At 71.4% G+C, this 19333-nt stretch carries 3 protein-coding genes (1 of these 3 running past the window's edge); all 3 read left to right on the forward strand.

What is annotated here, in order from left to right:
- Tightly spaced (each overlapping or abutting the next), the 3 genes in view from KGD87_RS09640 to KGD87_RS09650 form a layout consistent with a single transcriptional unit that may run on beyond the window.
- Window positions 1-6459 (forward strand): type I polyketide synthase, encoded by a 6459-nt coding sequence (locus KGD87_RS09640; RefSeq protein ID WP_284667163.1) that lies wholly within the window; start codon window positions 1-3, stop codon window positions 6457-6459.
- Window positions 6456-15602, forward strand: coding sequence for a non-ribosomal peptide synthetase (locus tag KGD87_RS09645; protein WP_284667164.1), 9147 nt, complete (start codon window positions 6456-6458; stop codon window positions 15600-15602). Before KGD87_RS09640 ends, KGD87_RS09645 begins: the two co-directional genes overlap by 4 nt.
- A protein-coding gene (locus KGD87_RS09650) for a non-ribosomal peptide synthetase (RefSeq protein ID WP_284667166.1) crosses the window boundary here: on the forward strand, window positions 15599-19333 show its beginning. 9696 nt of this gene lie beyond the right edge of the window; 3735 of the gene's 13431 nt are visible here — the first part of the coding sequence; the start codon lies at window positions 15599-15601; its stop codon lies beyond the right edge, outside the window. The genes KGD87_RS09645 and KGD87_RS09650 overlap by 4 nt, the downstream gene beginning before the upstream one ends.

Below are 19333 nucleotides of genomic sequence, written 5' to 3' on the forward strand. Positions count from 1 at the left end.
ATGAGCGCAGCGTCCAATAATGACCACGACCCCATCGCAATCATTGGCATCGGCTGCCGCTTTCCAGGGGGCGCGAGGTCACCACACCACCTCTGGGAGCTGCTCACCCAGGGCCGCTGCGCCATCGTCGAAGTCCCGAAGGAGCGCTGGGACCATCGCCGGTACTACGACCCGGACCCGGACAAGCCAGGCAAGACGTACGTGCGGTCGGGCGGCTTCCTGCAGGAGGCCATCGATACGTTCGACGCGGCCTTCTTCTCCATTTCGCCCCGTGAGGCGGCGACGCTCGATCCGCAGCAGCGTCTGCTCGCGGAGGTGGCGTGGGAGAGCCTGGAGGACGCGGGCCTTCCGGCGGACCAGCTCGCGGGCAGCCCCACGGGGGTCTACGTCGGCGGGTTCATGCTCGACAGCATGCTCACGCACATGGGACCGATGAACCGCGAGCTCATCGGACCGCACACGGCGGTGGGCTCGACGATGACGGTGCTCTCCAACCGCCTGTCGTACATGTTCGACTTCCAGGGGCCGAGCATCTCCCTGGACACGGCGTGCTCCTCGTCGATGGTCGCCGTCCACCTGGCGTGCCAGGACCTGCGGAGCGGCACCACGTCGCTGGCACTGGCGGGTGGCGTCAACGTCATGTTCCGGCCCGAAATCTTCGTGGCCATGAGCAAGGGCAAGTTCCTGTCGGCGGACGGGTACTCCAAGAGCTTCGATACGCGCGCGGACGGCTACGGCCGTGGCGAGGGCGCTGGCATCGTGGTGCTCAAGCGGCTCTCCGACGCGGTCCGGGACCAGGACCGCGTCTACGCCGTCATTCGAGGGACGGGCGTCAACCAGGACGGCCACAGCGAGTCCATGACGGCGCCGAGCTCCCGCGCGCAGGAAGCGCTGATTCGCCGCGTCTGCGCCAGCGCCGCGCTGGACCCCACTGAAATCCATGCCTTCGAAGCCCATGGCACGGGCACCGCCGTGGGAGACCCGGCGGAGCTGGGGGGCCTGGGCGCCGTCTCCAAGCGCGAGGACGGCCAGGGCCCCTGGGTCGGCTCGCTCAAGGCCAACATCGGGCACCTGGAGGCCGCGGCCGGCGTCGCCGGGCTCATCAAGGCGAGCCTGTGCCTGCAGCACCGGCAGCTGCCCCCGCAGGCCAACCTGCGCGACCTCAACCCCGCCATCCCCTTCGACACGCTGGGCATCCGCATCCCGCGCGCGCTCGAAGCGCTCGCGCCCCGAAAGAACGAGCCGCTGCGGATGGGCGTCAACTCCTTCGGCTATGGCGGCACCAACGCCCACTGCGTCATCGAGCAGGCGCCGTCCGCGGAGCCGCAGGCCCGCGCCGACGCAACCCCGGCGCCGCTGCTGCTCCCCCTCTCCGCCCGCGGCCCCGAGGCCCTGCGCGCCCTGGCCCAGTCCTACGCGGAGCTGCTCGCCGCGCCGTCGTCCGCCTCGCTGCCGGACCTCTGCTTCTCCGCGGCCACGCGCCGCGGCCACCATGAGCATCGGCTGGCGCTGCTGGCCACGGAGGACGTGGCCGACCTGACGGCGCGGCTGGCGTCCTTCGCGTCGGGCAACCCCGCCGAGCTGGGCGCCTCCGGCCGGACGCTCCAGGCCGCGGATGCCCGGCCCGTCTTCGTGTTCACCGGCATGGGGCCCCAGTGGTGGGCCATGGGTCGGGAGCTCTACGCGCAGGACGCGCTGTTCCGCGCCACCCTGGACCGCTGCGACGCCCTCTTCCAGCGGCTGGCGGGTTGGTCGCTGCTGGAGCAGATGCTCGCGGACGAGCAGTCCTCCAACATGGCGCGGACGGACATCGCGCAGCCCGCGAACACGTTCCTCCAGCTTGGCTTGCTGGAGATGTGGCGGCGCGCGGGCATCACCCCCGCGGCGGTGATTGGCCACAGCGCGGGTGAGGTCGCGTCGGCCTATGCCGCCGGCCGCTTCACGCTGGAGCAGGCCATGCTCGTCATCTACGAGCGCAGCCGCATCCAGGCCAAGGCCGCGGGTCAGGGCAAGATGGCCGCCGTGGGGCTCTCCGAGGAAGGCGCGCGCGCCGCCATCCGGGGGCGTGAGGCGCTGGTGTCCATCGCCGCCATAAACGGCCCCAACGCGGTGACGCTGTCGGGTGACGCGAAGGCCATCGAGGAGATCGCCGCGGAGCTGGAGGCGCGCGGCGTGTTCCAGCGCATCCTGAAGGTCGAGGTGCCGTACCACAGCCCCGCCATGGAGGGCCTGAAGCCGGAGCTGCGCCGCTGCCTGGCTTCGCTCCAGCCTTCCGCCGGGCACCTGCCCACCTACTCCACCGTCACGGGCGGGCGCGTCGAGGGCATCGCCTACGACGCGGAGTACTGGTGCGACAACATCCGCGAGCCCACGCTCTTCGCGAAGGCCGCGGGGCAGATGCTGAAGGACGGCTACCGGCTCTTCATCGAGCTGGGGCCCCACCCCGTGCTGCTGGCGTCCATCAAGGAGTGCTGCGCGGAGGCCCGCGTCGAGGGCCGCGTCCTCACCTCGCTCCGGCGGCAGGAGCCCGAGCACCAGACGTTCACCAAGGCCCTGGCAGAGCTCTACGTCGCGGGCATCCCCATCGACTGGAGCGGCCTCTATCCACAGGGCTCGCGCTACACGCCGCTCCCCACCTACCCCTGGCAGCGTGAGAAGCACTGGCACGAGTCGGAGGAGGCCCTCACGGACCGCCGGGGCTCGGACGAGCATTCGCTGCTCGGGCCCCGCGTCTCCGCGCCGCTGCCCACCTGGGAGCGCGGGCTGAACGCGCGCTTCCTGCCGTGCCTCCAGGACCACCGCGTCCGGGGCTCGCTCGTCGTCCCTGGCGCCACTTATGTCGAGTTGGCGCTCGCCGTTCGCCGCGCCATGGGCCTCTCCGAGCCGCATGCGCTGGAAGAGGTGCGGTTCGAGAACGCGCTCGTCGTCACCGGCCATGACGAGCCCGTCGTCCGGACCACCTATGACGAGACGGCTCAGACGGTGACCATCCACAGCCGGCCGCGCGACAACCGCACGGCGTGGACCCGCCACGCCACCGCGCGCATCCGCCGGAACGTCGACACGCCGCCGGAGACGCAGGCCCGGGTGAGTGAGCTCGGCATCCACGCCGAGGCGCCGCTCGACACCGAGGCGCTGTACCGGATGCTGGCGACGCGAGGGCTCGAGTACGGCCCCAGCCTGCGCGGCATCCGCACGCTGCGCCGCAACGAGGAGGAGCTGCTGGCCGAGATTGTCCTCCCCGAAGCGGAGGTGGCCCGCATCACCGCCGATTCGCAGATGCTGCTCGACCCCGTGTGGTTGGACCCGTGCCTCCAGGCCATGGTGTCCTGCCTCCCCGAGGACGACACGCGGCTCTACCTGCCCATGGGCTGCCGGAGCATCCAGCTCTCCGCCCCACCCGCGCCCCACGCGGCGCTGTGGTGCCATGCCCGGATTCGGGCGCGCACGGCCCACACGCTGGAGTGCGACATCACGCTGCTGGACGGCGAGGGCCGCGTGGCCGCGAGGCTGACGGGCGTCGAGTGCGCCGCGCTCGCGGACCGCGAGGAGTCCGTGCCCAGGCCGGCGTTCTACGACTGGACGTACACGCACGCCTTCGAGGCCACCGCCGAGGAGCTGCCCGCGAAGAGCCAGGGCACCTGGCTCGTCTTCGCCGACCAGGGCGGAATCGGCGCCGAGCTGACGCGTGAGCTCGAGCGGACTGGCATCCAGGACCTGGTCCTGGTGACGCGGGGCGAGACGTTCGTCCGCGAGTCGAACCACCGCTTCCAGATTCGCCCCGGAAACGCGGAGGACGTCCGTGCCGTCGTGGAGGCCGTGGGCCGCGTCCGCATCCAGCACGTTGCCTACCTCGCTGGCCTGGACGCGCGTCCGGGGGTTGAGTCGAACGACGTCCAGGCGCTGCTCGACGTGGTGCTGGCCCTGGCGCCGGGCGATGGCGCGTCGCTGCGAATCGTCACCCGCGACGCACAGCGCGCGGCCCCGGGCGACGCGCTAGGCGCGCTGTCCGCCACGCCGCTGATTGGCTTCGCGCGCGTCGTTCCCGCGGAGTTCCCGCACCTGCGGACCCGCTCCATCGACCTGCCGAAGGGCGCCTCGGCGTCGCAGCCGGAGCTGATCGAACGGCTCGCGAGCGAGCTGCTGGCGGAGACGCAGGAGGAAGAGGTCGCGCTGCGCGACACCCGCCGCTTCGTCCGCCGCCTCAGCGCGAAGCCCCTGCCGGAGTGGGAGGCCCAGACGAAGGGGACGCCCGCGCCGGCCGGGGAGGAGCAGGTGTTCGAGATCGCCCTCGACGGCGCCGAGCGCCGGCCGCGTCGCGCCACGCGCAAGCCGCCCGCGCGCGGAGAGGTCGAAATCAAGGTCACCCACGTGACGCTGACCCGCGCCGCGGCCGTGCAGGGCCGGCGTGCATCCGACACGCACTGGCCGCTGGAGGTGGGCGGTGTCGTCGTGGCGGTGGGCGAGGCCGCGCGGGGCTTCACGGCCGGCCAGGTGGTGCAGGCGCTGGTCGCGCAAGAAGCGCCCGTTGTCGGGACGCACGTGGTGCTGCGCCTGGACCGGGACTTCGTCAGCGCCGGCACGTCTCAGGGCCGGCTGCTGCCCTTCCTCGGCGCGGAGTACGCGCTCCATGTGCATGGTCACCTCCAGCCCTCCGAGCGGCTCCTCGTCATCGGGGACGCTGGTGGCGTGGGGACCGCCGTGGTCGAACTCGGCCGCGCGGCGGGAGCCCGGACGGCCATCATCCTGGACGCCGGCGCGCACCAGGTGCCGGACGGTGTCCGCGTCTTCGACCGGCGCTCCCCTTCCCTCCCGGAAGACCTCCTGGCGTGGACGGACGGCGCGGGCGTGGACCTGCTGGTGAACGCGTCCTGCGACGCGGAGCCCACCCTCACCCGTGTGCTCGGAGCCTTCGGGCGCTTCGTCGACGCGGGCCCGCTCGCTCCAGCGGAGGGCCTGTTCGCCACCGCCTGGCCTCGTGGCGCGGCCTGCGCACGCGTGGACGTCGCGGCCATGCTGCGCCAGCGTCCCCAGGACGTCGCCGCGCGGCTCCAGTCCGTCCTCGGCCGGTACCCGACGCTGCCGGCGCTGCCGACCGAGTCCTGGCCCGTCACCCGCGCGGAAGAGGCACCGGCCTGGCTGGCGGAGCATTCGCGGGACCAGGGCCTGGCCCGGCTCACGCTGACGTTCGCCGGTGGTGAGCCGCTCGCGCTCGCTCCGGCGGCAGACGAGCCGCTCTTCGAGCCGAACGCCACGTACCTCGTCACCGGCGGCTTCGGTGGGTTCGGCCTCGCGCTCGCCCGCTGGATGGTCGCGGAGGGTGCGCGGCACCTGGTGCTCACCGGCCGCAAGGGCGCCTCCACGCCGGAAGCCAGGGAGCTGGTCCAGGAACTTGAAGCGGCTGGCGCTCGCGTCACCGCGGCCGCCGCGGACGTCAGCAGCCTGGACGACATGCGGGCGCTGCTTGCGCGCATCGACGCCACGCACCCGCCGCTCAAGGGCGTGCTGCACACGGCGGCCGTGCTGGACGACGCGCCGATGCCCGACCTGAACCTGGAGCGCATCCAGCGCGTCATGTCGCCCAAGGCGGGCGGCGCGTGGATTCTCCACGAGCTGACGCAGGACCGGCCGCTGGACCTCTTCGTCCTGTTCTCGTCCGTCGCCGCGCTGATTGGCAACCCGCGTCAGGGCAACTACGTCGCGGCGAACAGCTTCCTCGACGCGCTCGCGGAGCACCGGGCCGCGCGGGGGCTGGCGGCCATCAGCATCCACTGGGGCGTGCTGGGTGAGTTCGGCATGGCCCAGGACGAAGCGGTGCGGACGTACCTCGAATCGCTCGGCCTCAACCCGATGGCACCCGCCACCGTGTTGACCGCGCTCAAGCGGGTGCTGCGCCTGCGCACGCCGCAGTTGGGCCTCTTCGACGTGCAGTGGTCCAAGCTGGGCCGCGCCGCCCCGCACCTGGGCAAGTCCGCCAGGACGTCACACCTGCTGGGCAGTGCCCAGGGCGGCGCCCAGAGCGAGGCGGAGCAGCTCCGCGGCCACCTGTCGGGCCTGACCCCGGAGGAGCGGCAGCCGGAGCTGCAGAAGTTCCTCGTCGAGCGGCTCGCCAGCATCCTCCAGATTCCCATGGAGCGGGTGGAGCCGCAGAAGCCCTTGTCCCTGCTGGGCGTGGACTCGCTCCTGTCGATGCAGGTCCAGCGGACCATCCGCGAGGCGCTCGGCATCGAGGTCCCCGCGCTGGAGCTGCTGCGCGCGGGGAGCCTGGTGGAGGTCGCCGCCAACCTGTCGTCGAAGTTCGACGGGTCCGGTGCCGCCGCCGCGGCGCCCGCGCCGGAGCCGGTGACGGAGGAAGCCGAAATCGAGCAGCAGGTGAACAGCATGTCGGAGAGCGAGCTGGACTCCATCCTCCAGGCGATGCTCGCCGCGCAGACGGCGCAGGAGAGGGAGACGGCATGAGCACCCCGGCTGACAACATGAAGGGCCTCTCGCTCGAGGCGAAGCGCAAGCTGCTCGCCGAGCTCATGGCGAAGTCTGGGAAGGCGGCCCCCCGCCTCTCCCCGCTCGCGTCCGGACAGAAGGCGCTGTGGCTCCTGCACCAGCAGGACCCGGAGAGCGCGGCCTACAACACGCCCTTCGCGCTGCGCATCCGCTCGCCAATGGACGTGGCCTCGCTCAAGCGCGCGTTCGGGATGCTGGCCGAGCGCCACGCGTCCCTGCGCACCACGTTCTCGTCCACCGCGGAAGGGCAACTCGTCCAGACGTGTCACCCGACGCTCGAGCCGAGCTTCACCCACGTCGACGCGCAGGGCTGGAGCCCCGAGCAGCTCCAGGCCGAGGTGGCCCGCGCCTACCGTCAGCCGTTCTCCCTGGAGCGGGGCCCGCTGCTCCGTTGCAACCTCTTCTCCCTGGGTGCCGAGGACCACGTCCTCCTGATGACCGTCCACCACATCGTCTACGACGGGTGGTCCGCGGGCATCCTCCAGCAGGAGTTCAACCAGCTCTATCAGGCCATCGCGCGCGGCGAGCAGCCGTCCCTGCCGCCCGTCACGGGCAGCTACGCCGCCTTCGTCGCGCAGCAGGCGGAGACGGTGTCCGGCGCCGCGGGGCGCGCCCATTGGGACTACTGGCACAAGAAGCTCGCCGGTGAGCTTCCCATCCTGGCGCTGCCCGCCGACCGGAGCCGGGCCGCCATTGCCACGAACCGGAGCGGCGCGAGCCCCTTCCGCCTCTCCGCGGAGCTGACGGCCCGCATCAAGGCGCTCGCGCAGAGCGCCGAGGCCACGCCCTTCGTCGTGCTCGTGTCCGCCTATGCCGCCCTGCTGGGGCGCCTGGCGCGGCAGGAGGACATCCTGATTGGCTCGCCCACGGCGGGCCGGCCCGGCTCGGCCTTCCACGACGTGGTGGGCTACTTCGCCAACGCGGTGGCGCTGCGCGCGGACCTCTCCGGTGCGCCCTCCACCCGGACGCTGCTGGGCCGGATGCGCGCCGTCGTCCATGAGGCGCTCGCCCACCAGGACCTCCCCTTCGCATCGCTCGTGGAGCGGCTGGGCATCGAGCGCCGTCCGGGCGTGTCTCCCCTCTTCCAGGCGTCCATCGTCCACCACGCCTCGCGCGAGGGCGGCGGCGGCATGGCGCTGTGGGCCTCGCCCGATGAGGACGCCCGCGTCTATTGGGGCAACCTGGAGCTGGAGCCCTTCCCCATCAGCGACCAGGAATCGCAGTTCGACCTCACGCTGGAGCTGTGGGAGACGCGGGGCGCCTTCTCCGGCGTGCTGCGCTTCAACCGCGCCCTCTTCAACGACGACACCGTGGCCCTGTGGCGCGGCTACTTCGAGAAGCTGGTCGAGGAGATGGTCCGCGCGCCGGACGCGCCGGTGACCCGGCTGTCCCTGACGGTCAAGGCCCCGGCCCCCGTACACGAGGCTCGCGCTGAAAACGCCCCGGCCGTCACCACCGCGCGGACGCTCACGGGCTGGTTCGAGGCCCAGGCCGAGCGCAGCCCGAACGCCACCGCGCTGACGTTCGGCGAGACGCACCTCAGCTACGCCGAGCTCAACGCCCGGGCGAACGTCCTGGCGCACGCGCTGCGCGACCACGGCGTGGGCCCCGAATCCCTGGTGGGCATCTGCGTCGACCGCGGCGCGGAGCTGGTCGTCTCCATCCTCGGCGTGCTCAAGGCCGGCGGCGCCTATGTGCCGCTGGACCCCGCCAGCCCGAAGGACCGGCTCGCGTTGATTCTGGAGGACGCGGAGGTCGCCGCGCTGGTGACCGAGTCCAGCCGCACCGGTGACCTCCCCACGCAGCGTGTGTCCACCGTCTTCGTGGACGCGCTCGACTGGCAGGGCGGCCAGCGGGCGCCGAACCCCGAGCCGGCCATCACGCCGGAGAGCGCCGCCTACGTCATCTACACGTCCGGTTCGACGGGGCGCCCCAAAGGCGTCATCGTCACCCACGCCAACGCCACCCGCCTGTTCACCACGTCGGAGCCGCTCTATGGCTTCGGGCTGGATGACGTCTGGACGCTGTTCCACTCCGCGGCGTTCGACTTCTCCGTCTGGGAGCTCTGGGGTCCGCTGCTGTACGGCGGGCGCCTGGTCGTCGTGCCCCACTGGATGACGCGCGCGCCCGAGGCCTTCGGTGAGCTGCTTGCGCGTGAAGGCGTGACGGTCCTCAACCAGACGCCGTCCGCATTCCGTGCGCTGACGCGCGCGCCGTCCATCGCGGATGGCAAGGGCGGCCGAAGCCTCAAGTGGATCATCTTCGGCGGCGAGGCGCTGGACGCGGCGACCGTGCGCCCCTGGTTCGACCGGTATGGCGACGCCGACACGCAGCTCATCAACATGTACGGCATCACCGAGACCACGGTGCATGTCACGTACTACCGGGTGACCGAGGCCGACCTCACCTCCGCCGCGAGCCCCATTGGGCGCCCGCTCCCGGACCTCGAGCTGCACCTGCTCGACGAGCACGGCCAGCCCGTGCCGGCCGGCGTCCCGGGAGAGATGTACGTCGGCGGCGCTGGCGTCGCGCGCGGCTACCTGAAGCGCCCCGAGCTCACCGCGCAGCGCTTCATCGAAGACCCGTCCTCGCCGGGCAGGCGGCTCTATCGCTCGGGCGACCTCGCCATCCGCCTCCCGGATGGCGGCTTCACGTACCTGGGGCGCATCGACGACCAGGTGAAGATTCGCGGGTTCCGCATCGAGCTGGGTGAAATCCAGTCGGTGCTCGCCACGCACCCGGCGGTCGCGGATGCCTATGTCACCACGCATGAGCGCAGCGCGGACGACCGGCGCATCGCCGCCTATGTCGTCCCCAGGGAGAACGCCGCTCAGACGCTCCTGTCCTCGGATGCGGACGGCGGCGTCGGTGACACGCACGTGGGCGAGTGGAAGGCGCTCTACGACGACCTCTATGCGCGCTCGGCCAGCGAGCCGCAGCTGGACCCCCGCTTCAACATCGCGGGCTGGGACAGCAGCTACACCGGCGCGCCGCTCAGCGCGGAGGCGATGAAGGAGTGGGTCGACCACACGGTCCACCAGCTTCTCGTGCGGGCGCCCCGCCGCGTGTTCGAGATTGGCTGCGGCACCGGGCTGCTCCTCACGCGGATCGCGCCGTCCACGGAGGCGTACTGGGCCACGGACGTCTCGGGTGTCGTCGTCGACATGCTCCGGGGCGTCACGGCGAAGTCGGCCGGGCTGGAGCACACGAAGCTCTTCCACTGCGCGGCGGACCAGCTGGACAGCATCGCCTTCGGCGACATGCGCTTCGACGCGGTGATGCTTAACTCGGTGGTCCAGTACTTCCCGAGCGCGGAGTACCTCGCCCAGGCCCTGGAGAAGGCCGCACAGCGGCTGGACACGGGCGGCGTCATCTTCGTGGGTGACGTGCGGAACTTCCGCCTGTTGGAGGCGTTCCACGCGTCCATCGTCCTGGCGCAGGCGTCGGGCACGCTCGAACCGCAGGTGCTCAAGGACCGCGCGGCGCAGCGCATGGCGGCGGAAGAGGAGCTGGTGCTCGCCCCGGACTTCTTCTGGGCCCTGAAGGAGCGCATCCCCCGCCTCACCCATGTCGAGATTCGCCCGAAGCGGGGCGCGTGCCTGAACGAGCTGACGCGCTTCCGCTACGACGTGCTCATCCACCTGGACACCCCGCCGAGCGCCGCAACCGACGTGGCCTGGGGCCCGGGCAACGTGAGCCTGTCCGAGCTCCGCGCCCGGCTGGCCCAGGACGGCACGCGGCGTGTCGGCCTGCGCGGCATCCGGAACGCGCGCGTCGAGGCCTCCTTGGACGCGCTGGCGAGCGTGACGGATGGAGCGTCCGCGCGGCCTGGCTCCTTCGAGAAGCTCCGCCGGCGGGTGCTGGACCGCGATGCCACGACGCCCGCGAGCGACCCGGAGCCTGGCATCGACCCCGAGTCCCTCCACCAGCTCGCGGAGGCCCTGTCCCTCGACGTCGCCCTGGACTGGTCGCGCGGCGGCGTGGACGGCTCCTTCGACGCGGTCTTCAGCCCGGCCGCGAAGGCGACGCGGGGGCCCGTGGCCCTCTTCGGAAGCGCACCGGAAGCCGTCGCGGGGGCGCGCCGCGCCAATGATCCGCTCCGGAGCCGGGTGGACCGCCGCCTGGAGAGCGAGCTGCGCAAGCGGACGCAGGCGAATCTCCCCGAGTACATGGTGCCCGCGAGCATCATGGTCGTCGACCGGATTCCCCTGACGGAGAACGGCAAGGTGGACCGGCGCGCCCTTCCCGTCCCGTCCGTCTCACAGGGCCTGGAGACGGCCTATGTCGAGCCGCGCAACGGCGAGGAGGAGATCCTGGCCAGCATCTTCGCCGAGCTGCTCGGCGCGGAGCGCGTGGGCGTGCATGACAGCTTCTTCGACCTCGGCGGTCACTCGCTGCTGGCCACGCAGGTCGTGTCCCGGATTCGCGCCGTGCTGGGCGTGGAGATTCCCCTGCGCACGTTCTTCGCGGGCCCCACCGTCGCGGGGCTCGTGGCGGCCGTCCAACAGCAGCGGCAGCGTCCCGGAGCGGCCACGGTGGACTTCACCGGGCCCATGGAGCGCCCGGAGCGCATCCCGCTGTCCTCCTCCCAGGAGCGGCTGTGGATCGTGGACCGCATCGAGGAGACGCGGGCCCCCATCTACGTCATCCCGCTGGTGCTTCGGCTCCGCGGGCCCCTCCACCACGAGGCCCTGCGGCAGAGCCTGGACGCCATCGTCCAGCGGCACGAAGTGCTCCGCACCTGCTTCCCGGCGGAGGGCGCGCAGCCCTTCCAGGCCATCTCCACGAATGTCACGGTCGAGCTTCCGCACAGTGAGGAGCTGGTCCGCCCGGCCGGAGCCTCGGAGGCGGAGCTGCTCAAGCTCATCCAGGTCCAGGCGGGCCTGGAGGTCTCCCGGCCGTTCGACCTGGAGCGGGGTCCGCTGCTCCGGATGCGCCTCTTCCGCATCTCGGAGGTGGAGCATGTGCTGGTCCTGACCATGCACCACGTCGTCTCCGACGGCTGGTCCGTGGGCATCCTCGCGCGTGAGCTCGCGGCCGGTTACAACGCGCTGCGCTCGCAGCGTGAGCTGGCCTTGCCGCCGCTCCAGGTCCAGTACGCGGACTTCGCGCTGTGGCAGCGGCAGCTCCTGCGGGACGGCGCGCTCGCGGAGTCCATTGAAGCGCACAAGCAGCGCCTGGCGGGGGCGCCCACGTCGCTCAACCTCCCCAGCGACCGGCCCCGGCCGGAGACGCCGACGTACCGCGGAGGCGTGGTCCGCTTCGAAGTGGACCGCTCCCTCACGGCACGCCTGAAGGAGCTGAGCCGCCGGGAAGGCGCCACGCTGTACATGACGCTGCTGACGGCCTTCACCGCCTACCTGTCACGGCTGAGCGGCCAGAAGGACCTCATCATCGGCTCGCCGGTGGCGAACCGGAATCGCGCGGCGACGGAGCCGCTGATTGGCTTCTTCGTCAACACGCTCGCGCTCCGGATGGACCTGGCTGGCGACCCCAGCTTCCTGGAGCTGCTGGCGCGCGTCCGGCGCACGGCCCTGGACGCCTACGCGGACCAGGACGTGCCCTTCGAAAAGCTGGTGGAGGTGGTCGCGCCCGAGCGCAGCCTCAGCCGGCAGCCCCTGGTCCAGGTGATGTTCGCGCTCCAGAACGCGCCGTTCTCGCCGCCCGCGCTGGACGGGCTCGACGTGCAGCTGCTCGACCTGGACAGCGTCACCGCCAAGTTCGACCTGACGCTGTCCATGCAGGAGTCCGCGGACGGCCTCGCCGGTCTGCTCGAGTTCAGCGCGGACCTGTTCGACCGCGAGCGCATCGAGCGGATGGCCGAGCACCTCGTCGTCATGCTCCGCGAAGCGGTGCAGGCGCCGGAGCGCCGGGTGCCCGAGTTCGCGCTGCTGGGTGCGAGCGAAGCCAGCCTGGTGGCGAAGTGGGAGCAGGGCCCCAGCGCCCCGCCCACGCCCGGCTCGGTGGTGGAGCTGTTCCAGGCGCAGGTCGCGCGCGCACCGGAGGCCATTGCCCTGGAGCATCGCGACGTGCGCCTGAGCTACGGCGAACTCGACCGGCGCGCGACGCGCCTTGCCCGGCACCTCGTTTCGCTGGGCTTCGGACGGGAGAAGCGGGCCGCCATCTGCCTGTCGAAGTCGGTGGACTTCATCACCTGCATCCTGGGCGTGTGGAAGGCTGGCGGCGCGTACGTGCCGCTCGACCCGGAGTACCCCCAGGCGCGCCTGGGCCACATGCTGGACGACTCGGGCGCGGAGGTGCTGCTCACCGAGCGCGCCCTGGGCGAGCGGCCGGGCTTCCGGGGCCAGACGCTGTGGATGGACGAGTCCCCGCCGGAGCACGCCGAGCCGTCCACCCTGCCATCTCCCGACGCGAGCTCGGCCGCCTACGTCATCTACACCTCGGGTTCCACCGGGAAGCCGAAGGGCGCGGTGCTGGAGCACCGGGGCGTGGCGAACATCGCCGTGGCCTCGGTCCCGCTCTTCGGGCTCGGACCGGACAGCCGGATTCTGCAGGCGGCGTCGCTGTCCTTCGACGTGTCCGTCTGGGACATCGTGATGGCGTTCGCCAGCGGCGCCCGGCTGGTGCTGCCCACCGATGAAACGGCGCGCGTGGGCGAGGCCCTGGCAGCGGTGCTCACGGAGAAGCACATCACCCAGGTGGTGCTGTCACCCTCCGCGCTCGCGACGCTGCCAGAGGGTGCCTATCCCGACCTCCGCGTGCTCGTCACGGCCGGAGAAGCGCTCCCCGCGGAGCTGGTGAAGAAGTGGGTGACGGACACCCGGCGCTTCGTCAACGCGTATGGCCCGACGGAGACGACCGTCATCGCGACGGTCGCCGAGCTCAAGAAGGGCGACACCGGCGTTCCGCCCATCGGCCGGCCCCTGCCGGGGCTCGTGGCGCGCATCCTCGATGCCGACAAACGGCAGGTCCCCATCGGCGTGCCGGGCGAGCTGTACGTGGGCGGCGTAGCGCTCGCGCGTGGGTACCACGGGCTCGACGAGCTCACCCGAACGCGCTTCATCCCGGACCCCTACTCGGACGCGCCGAATGCCCGGCTCTACCGCACCGGCGACCTCACGCGCTGGAGCGCCGACGGCAGCATCGACTTCCTGGGCCGCATCGACGACCAGGTGAAGCTGCGCGGCTACCGCATCGAGCTGGGTGAGGTGGAGGCCGTCGTCGACAGTCACCCCGCGGTCCAGCGGTCGGTCATCGTGGTCCACCAGGGGCAGCTCGCGGCCTACGCCGTGGGCCGTCCGGGCTCGTCGCTGGCGATTCAGTCCCTGCGCGACCACGCCATGGGCCAGCTGCCGAACTACATGGTTCCGGCGCACTTCGTCGTGCTGGAGTCCTTCCCGCTGACGCCCAGCGGGAAGGTGGACCGCAAGAAGCTGCCGGACCCCGTGCAGGCCCAGGCGCCCGCCGCCTTCGCCGATGCGCGGACGCGGGAGGAGCAGGTCCTGTCCAGCATCTGGGCCACCGTCTTGAAGAAAGAGTCCGTGGGCATCCACGACAACTTCTTCGCGCTGGGCGGTGACTCCATCCTCGGACTGCAGATCATCTCCCGGGCCACCCAGCAGGGCCTCCGGCTGCGCCCGCGCCAGCTGTTCGAGCACCAGACCATCGCCGAGCTGGCGCGCGTGGCCTCCAGCACCCAGGTCGTCAACGCCGAACAGGGGCTCGTGACGGGCAGCGCGCCCCTCACCCCCATCCAGCACTGGTTCTTCGACCAGAACCGCGCCGGGCCGCAGCACTTCAACATGGCGGTGATGCTCGACGTGGAGCCAGGCATTGACCTGGCCGCGCTTCGCGGCGCGCTCCAGGCGGTGGAGCGCCACCACGACGCGCTCCGCTTCCGCTACCGCAAGGACGGTGACGGATGGACGCAGTTCCACGCGGAGGAGGGAGCGCAGACTGGCATTCCCCTGGACACGCTGGACGTGGACGGGAGCGAGCACGTGGAAGAGGCGCTCGCCGACCTCCACGAGTCCCTGGACCTGGAGCAGGGCCCGCTCATGCGCGCCGCCCTGCTGCGGTTGGGCGGGGACTCCGCGCGGCTCGCGCTGGTGGCCCACCACCTCGTCGTCGATGCCGTGTCATGGGGTATCATCATCGAGGACCTGCTGACGGCGTACAGCCAGCTGTCGAATGGCCAGGAGGTCGGCCTCCCGCCGAAGACGACGTCCTTCCAGCACTGGGCGACGCGGCTCGAAGCGTATGCGGCGACACAGAACGCCCGGGCCGAGCTCGACGCGTGGCTCGCCACGGCGCAGCGGGACGACTCGCAGGACCTGCCGCTGAGCGATCCCCACGCCCCGGACACGGTCAGTGACGCGGGCACGCTCGTGACGTGGCTGGAAGCGGAGGAGACCCAGTTGCTGCTGAGCGAGGTCCCGACGGCGTATGACGTCAAGGTCAACGAGGCCCTGATTGCCGCGCTCGCCCGGACGCTCACGGGCTGGTCCGGCAACAGCACCGTTCGCATCGACCTGGAAGGCCACGGACGCGAGTTCCTGTTCGAGGACGTGGACCTGAGCCGCACGGTGGGCTGGTTCACCGCGCTCTTCCCACTCCGCCTGCACGTGGGCGCTCGGGAAGGCGTGCGTGAGACGCTGGCCCGCGCGAAGGACGCGCTGCGCCGGACGCCTCGTGGCGGCATTGGCTACGGCGTGCTCCGTGCGCTGTCGCCGGATGCGTCGATTCGTTCGAGGCTCGGCGCGATTCCGAACGCGGGCATCGTCTTCAACTACCTGGGACAGATGGGCGCCGTGCCGACGCAGGGCGTGGTGCGAGGACGCGCCAAGGAGGGCCTGGGCTTGCTGCACGCGCCGGGCGCCACCCGGCCCCACCGCATCGAGCTCAACGCCGTGGTCGAAGCGGGCCAGCGGCTCCGGCTCGACTGGACCTTCGGCGCCAAGGTCTTCCACAAGGAGACCATCGAGCGGCTGAACGCGGAGTTCCACGCGAACGTGCGAGCGATGATTCGCGAGCGCGCGGAGCCCGCCGCGGCGGTCCGGGTGGCGTCCGACTTCCCGGCGGCGCGTCTGAGTGCCAAGGATTTGAAGCGCGTGCTCACGCTGACCAAGAAGCCGCGATGAGCCAGGTGGATGGTGAGGGGCAGGACAGCGCCATGACGTCAGAAGAGTCGATTGAAGACATCTACGAGCTCGCCCCCATGCAGCACGGCATGCTCTTCCACGCGCTGATGGAGCCCGGCGCGGGCATGTACGTGGAGCAACTGAGCTGCGAGGTCCGGGGGGACCTGCCCATTGGCCGCTGGAAGGAGGCCTGGCAGCACGTCCTCGCCCGGCACCCCATCCTGCGCTCGGGCTTCCTCTGGGAAGGGCTGGAGAAGCCGCTCCAGGTCGTCGCGGTGGAGGCCGAGGTCCCCTGGCGCGTCGAGGACATCCGGCACCTACCGGCGGACGCGCGGCAGCGGTGGGTTGACGACTTCCTGCGCGAGGACCGGCTCCAGGGCTTCGACCTGGGCACCCCGCCCCTGATTCGCTGCGCCCTCATCCGTCTCGACGACGCGCGCCACCTGTTCGTGTGGACGTACCACCACCTGCTGCTGGACGGCTGGTGCTTCTCCATCGTCCTCCGGGAGGTGCTCGGCGCCTTCGAGGAGGGCGTCGCGTCGCTGCCGCCAGCCGCGCGCCCCTACCGCGACTACATCGCCTGGCTCCAGGAGCAGGACCCCGCCCGCGCGGAGTCCTTCTGGCGCGAGAGGCTGCGGGGCTTCAAGCAACCCACGCCCCTGCCCTTCACCGAGCGGCAGGACATCAGCGGACCGGCCGGCGCCACGCAGCCGGAGGTCACCCAGCGGCTGTCGCCCGAGCTGACCGCGCGGCTCGCGGGCTTCGCGAAGGCCCACCGGCTGACGCTCAACACGCTCGTTCAAGGCGCGTGGGCGCTCGTGCTGGCGAGGGCGACAGGCACGGACGATGTCATCTTCGGCGTGACAGTCTCGGGACGCCCCGCCGACCTGGCCGGTTCCGAGTCCATCGTCGGGCTCTTCATCAACACCCTGCCCCTGCGAGCGCGGCTGGACGGCACGGCGCCCGTCGCAGCCTTCCTGTCGGGGCTTCAGGCCCAACAGGGCGCGGTCGAGCCGTATAGCTACGCCTCGCTGGCGGACATCCAGCACTGGTCGGACGCGCCCAAGGACCGGCCGCTCTTCGAGAGCATCCTGGTGTTCGAGAACTACCCGCTCGACGCCTCGACGCTGCTGCCCCGCAGTGGCCTCACCATCAACTCCGTCAACACGCACGACCGCATCAGCTACCCGCTGGCGCTGGTCGCCATCCCGGGTGAGTCGCTGGAGTTGCGCGTCATGTACGCGGCGGACGCGTTCTCCCGGCCCATGGCCGAGCGCATCGCGCGGTTGCTGGAAGCCGCGCTCGAATCGCTTCCGGGCGCGAAGACGGTCGGCGATATCGACCTGATGGAAGAAGCCGCCCAGCGCGTGCTGGCGGAGTGGGGGCAGAATCCCCGTGCGTTCGACGTCACCGGCCCCGTGACGACGCTGCTGGCGCGGGCCGCGCCCGACGCGACGGCCGTGGTGGGCCCCGATGGACAGTCCCTCAGCTACCGCGAGCTCGACAGCCGCGCCGAGCGCGTGGCGCGACACCTCCGTCAACTGGGCGCCGGACGGGAGCGCATCGTCGGCGTGTGCATTGGCAGGTCCGTGGAGATGGTGGTGGCCCTCCTGGGCGTGCTCAAGGCGGGAGCGGCCTACCTGCCCCTGGACCCCAACTATCCCACCGATCGGCTCGCCTACATCGTGGGCGATGCGGCCCCGGTCGCCATCCTCAACACGGGTGCGGACCCCATCGCGGACACGCGTGTTCCTCGGCTCGACGTCTCCCGAGTCCTGATGGAGACGGACACGCCCGACGCTCCCGCGAAGGAGCCGGTGCGCCTGGATGACCTGGCCTACGTCATCTACACCTCGGGTTCGACCGGTGCGCCCAAGGGCGTCCTGGTCACGCATCGGAACCTGATGAACCTGGTCTCCTGGCACACGGAGGCCTTCGGACTCACGGCGAAGGACCGGACGACCCAGGTCGCCAGCACCGCGTTCGACGCCGCCGTCTGGGAAATCTGGCCGACGCTCGCGGCGGGCGCCACGCTGCACCTCGTCCCGCCCGAGCTCTCCAGCGCGCCCGGCGAACTGGCGAACTGGCTGGTCGCGCAGCACATCTCCATCAGCTTCCTCCCCACGGTGGTCGCCGAGGCCGTGCTCTCCTTGCCGTGGCCCTCGCCGTGCGCGCTGCGCTTCGTGCTCACGGGTGGCGACCGGCTCCACGTCACACCGCCCGCGGGGCTCCCCTTCCAACTCGTCAACAACTACGGCCCGACCGAGACAACGGTGGTGGCGACGTCCGGAACCGTCGCTCCGGATGGCAAGCAAGGGTTGCCCTCCATCGGGCGGCCGGTGGCCAATGCCCGCATCTACATCCTCGACCGCCAGCGGCGTCCCGTCCTTCCGGGCGTCGTCGGAGAGCTGTACATCGGCGGCGCGGGTGTCACCCGGGGCTACCTGAACCGGCCGGACCTGAACGCGGAGCGCTTCGTCCCCGACCCGTTCGCGGGCGTGCCCGAAGCGCGCATGTACGCGAGCGGCGACTTCGCCCGGTTCCTTCCGGATGGAACCATCGCGTTCCATGGCCGCGCGGATCGTCAGGTCCAGATTCGCGGCGTGCGGGTGGAGCCCGGCGAAATCGAAGCCGCGCTGGCGGCCCACCCCGGTGTCACCGCCGCGGCCGTGGTGAGCGAGGCGCAGCGGCAGAACGGCGACGTTCGCCTGATTGCGTTCGCGGCCAGCGACCGTGTGCCCCAACCCGACGCGGCCGAGCTCACACACGCTCTGGCGACGAAGCTCCCCGCCGCAATGCTTCCCAGCCGAGTCATCGTCATCGACCGGCTTCCGCTCACGCCCAACGGGAAGGTCGACACCGCGGCGCTCGAAGCGCGTGCGCTGGAGGCCCAGCCGCAGGTGGCGTCGGCCGCGCCCCGAACGCCCCATGAGGAGATCCTCGTTGGCATCTGGAGCGCGGTGCTCGGCCAGGAGCGAGTGGGCATCCACGACGACTTCTTCGACCTCGGGGGCCATTCGCTGAAGGCGACCCAGGTCATCGCGCGCACCCGCGAGGCCTTCGGCGTCGACGTTCCCGTCCGAGCCATCTTCGAGCGCCGGACCATCGCGCGGCTCGCGGAGACGCTCTCGGGACAGGGCACGGCCGTCGAGCCCATCCCGCGTGTGGAGCTGTCGGAAGACACGCCCGTCGCACCGGGCCAGGAGAGCCTGTGGTTCATCGACGCGCTCGGAGGAGACAGCGCGGCGTACAACGTCCCGTTGGTGCTCCGGCTCCAGGGGACGCTCGACAGCAGCGCGCTCGCGAGGACGCTCCAGCTCCTGGTTGAACGCCACGAGGCGCTCCGGAGCACCTTCCATGACCGTGGAGGCCTGCCCGTCCTGAGCGTCCAGGCGACCGCCGCCTCCGTGCTCGTGAGCGAGGACATCGCCGCCGCCCTCCTCGACCCACGCATCGCCGAGGAGGTCGCCGCGCCCTTCTCGCTGACCGAGGGCCCGCTCTTCCGGGCGCGTCACTTCCGGCTGGCGCCCGACAGCCACGTCCTAGTGCTCAACCAGCACCACATCATCGCCGACGCCTGGTCCGTCGGGGTCCTGCTGCGCGAGCTTTGCGTCGTGTATGCCGCGCTCGTGAGCGGCACGGAGCCGGCCTTGCCCGCGTTGCCCGTTCGCTATGCGGACTGGGCCGCATGGCAGCGACAGCGGCTGGAGTCCGGACGACTGGACGAGAGC

Origin of the sequence: Myxococcus sp. SDU36 (assembly GCF_030168875.1) — a bacterium.
Classification (GTDB): Bacteria; Myxococcota; Myxococcia; order Myxococcales; family Myxococcaceae; genus Myxococcus; species Myxococcus vastator.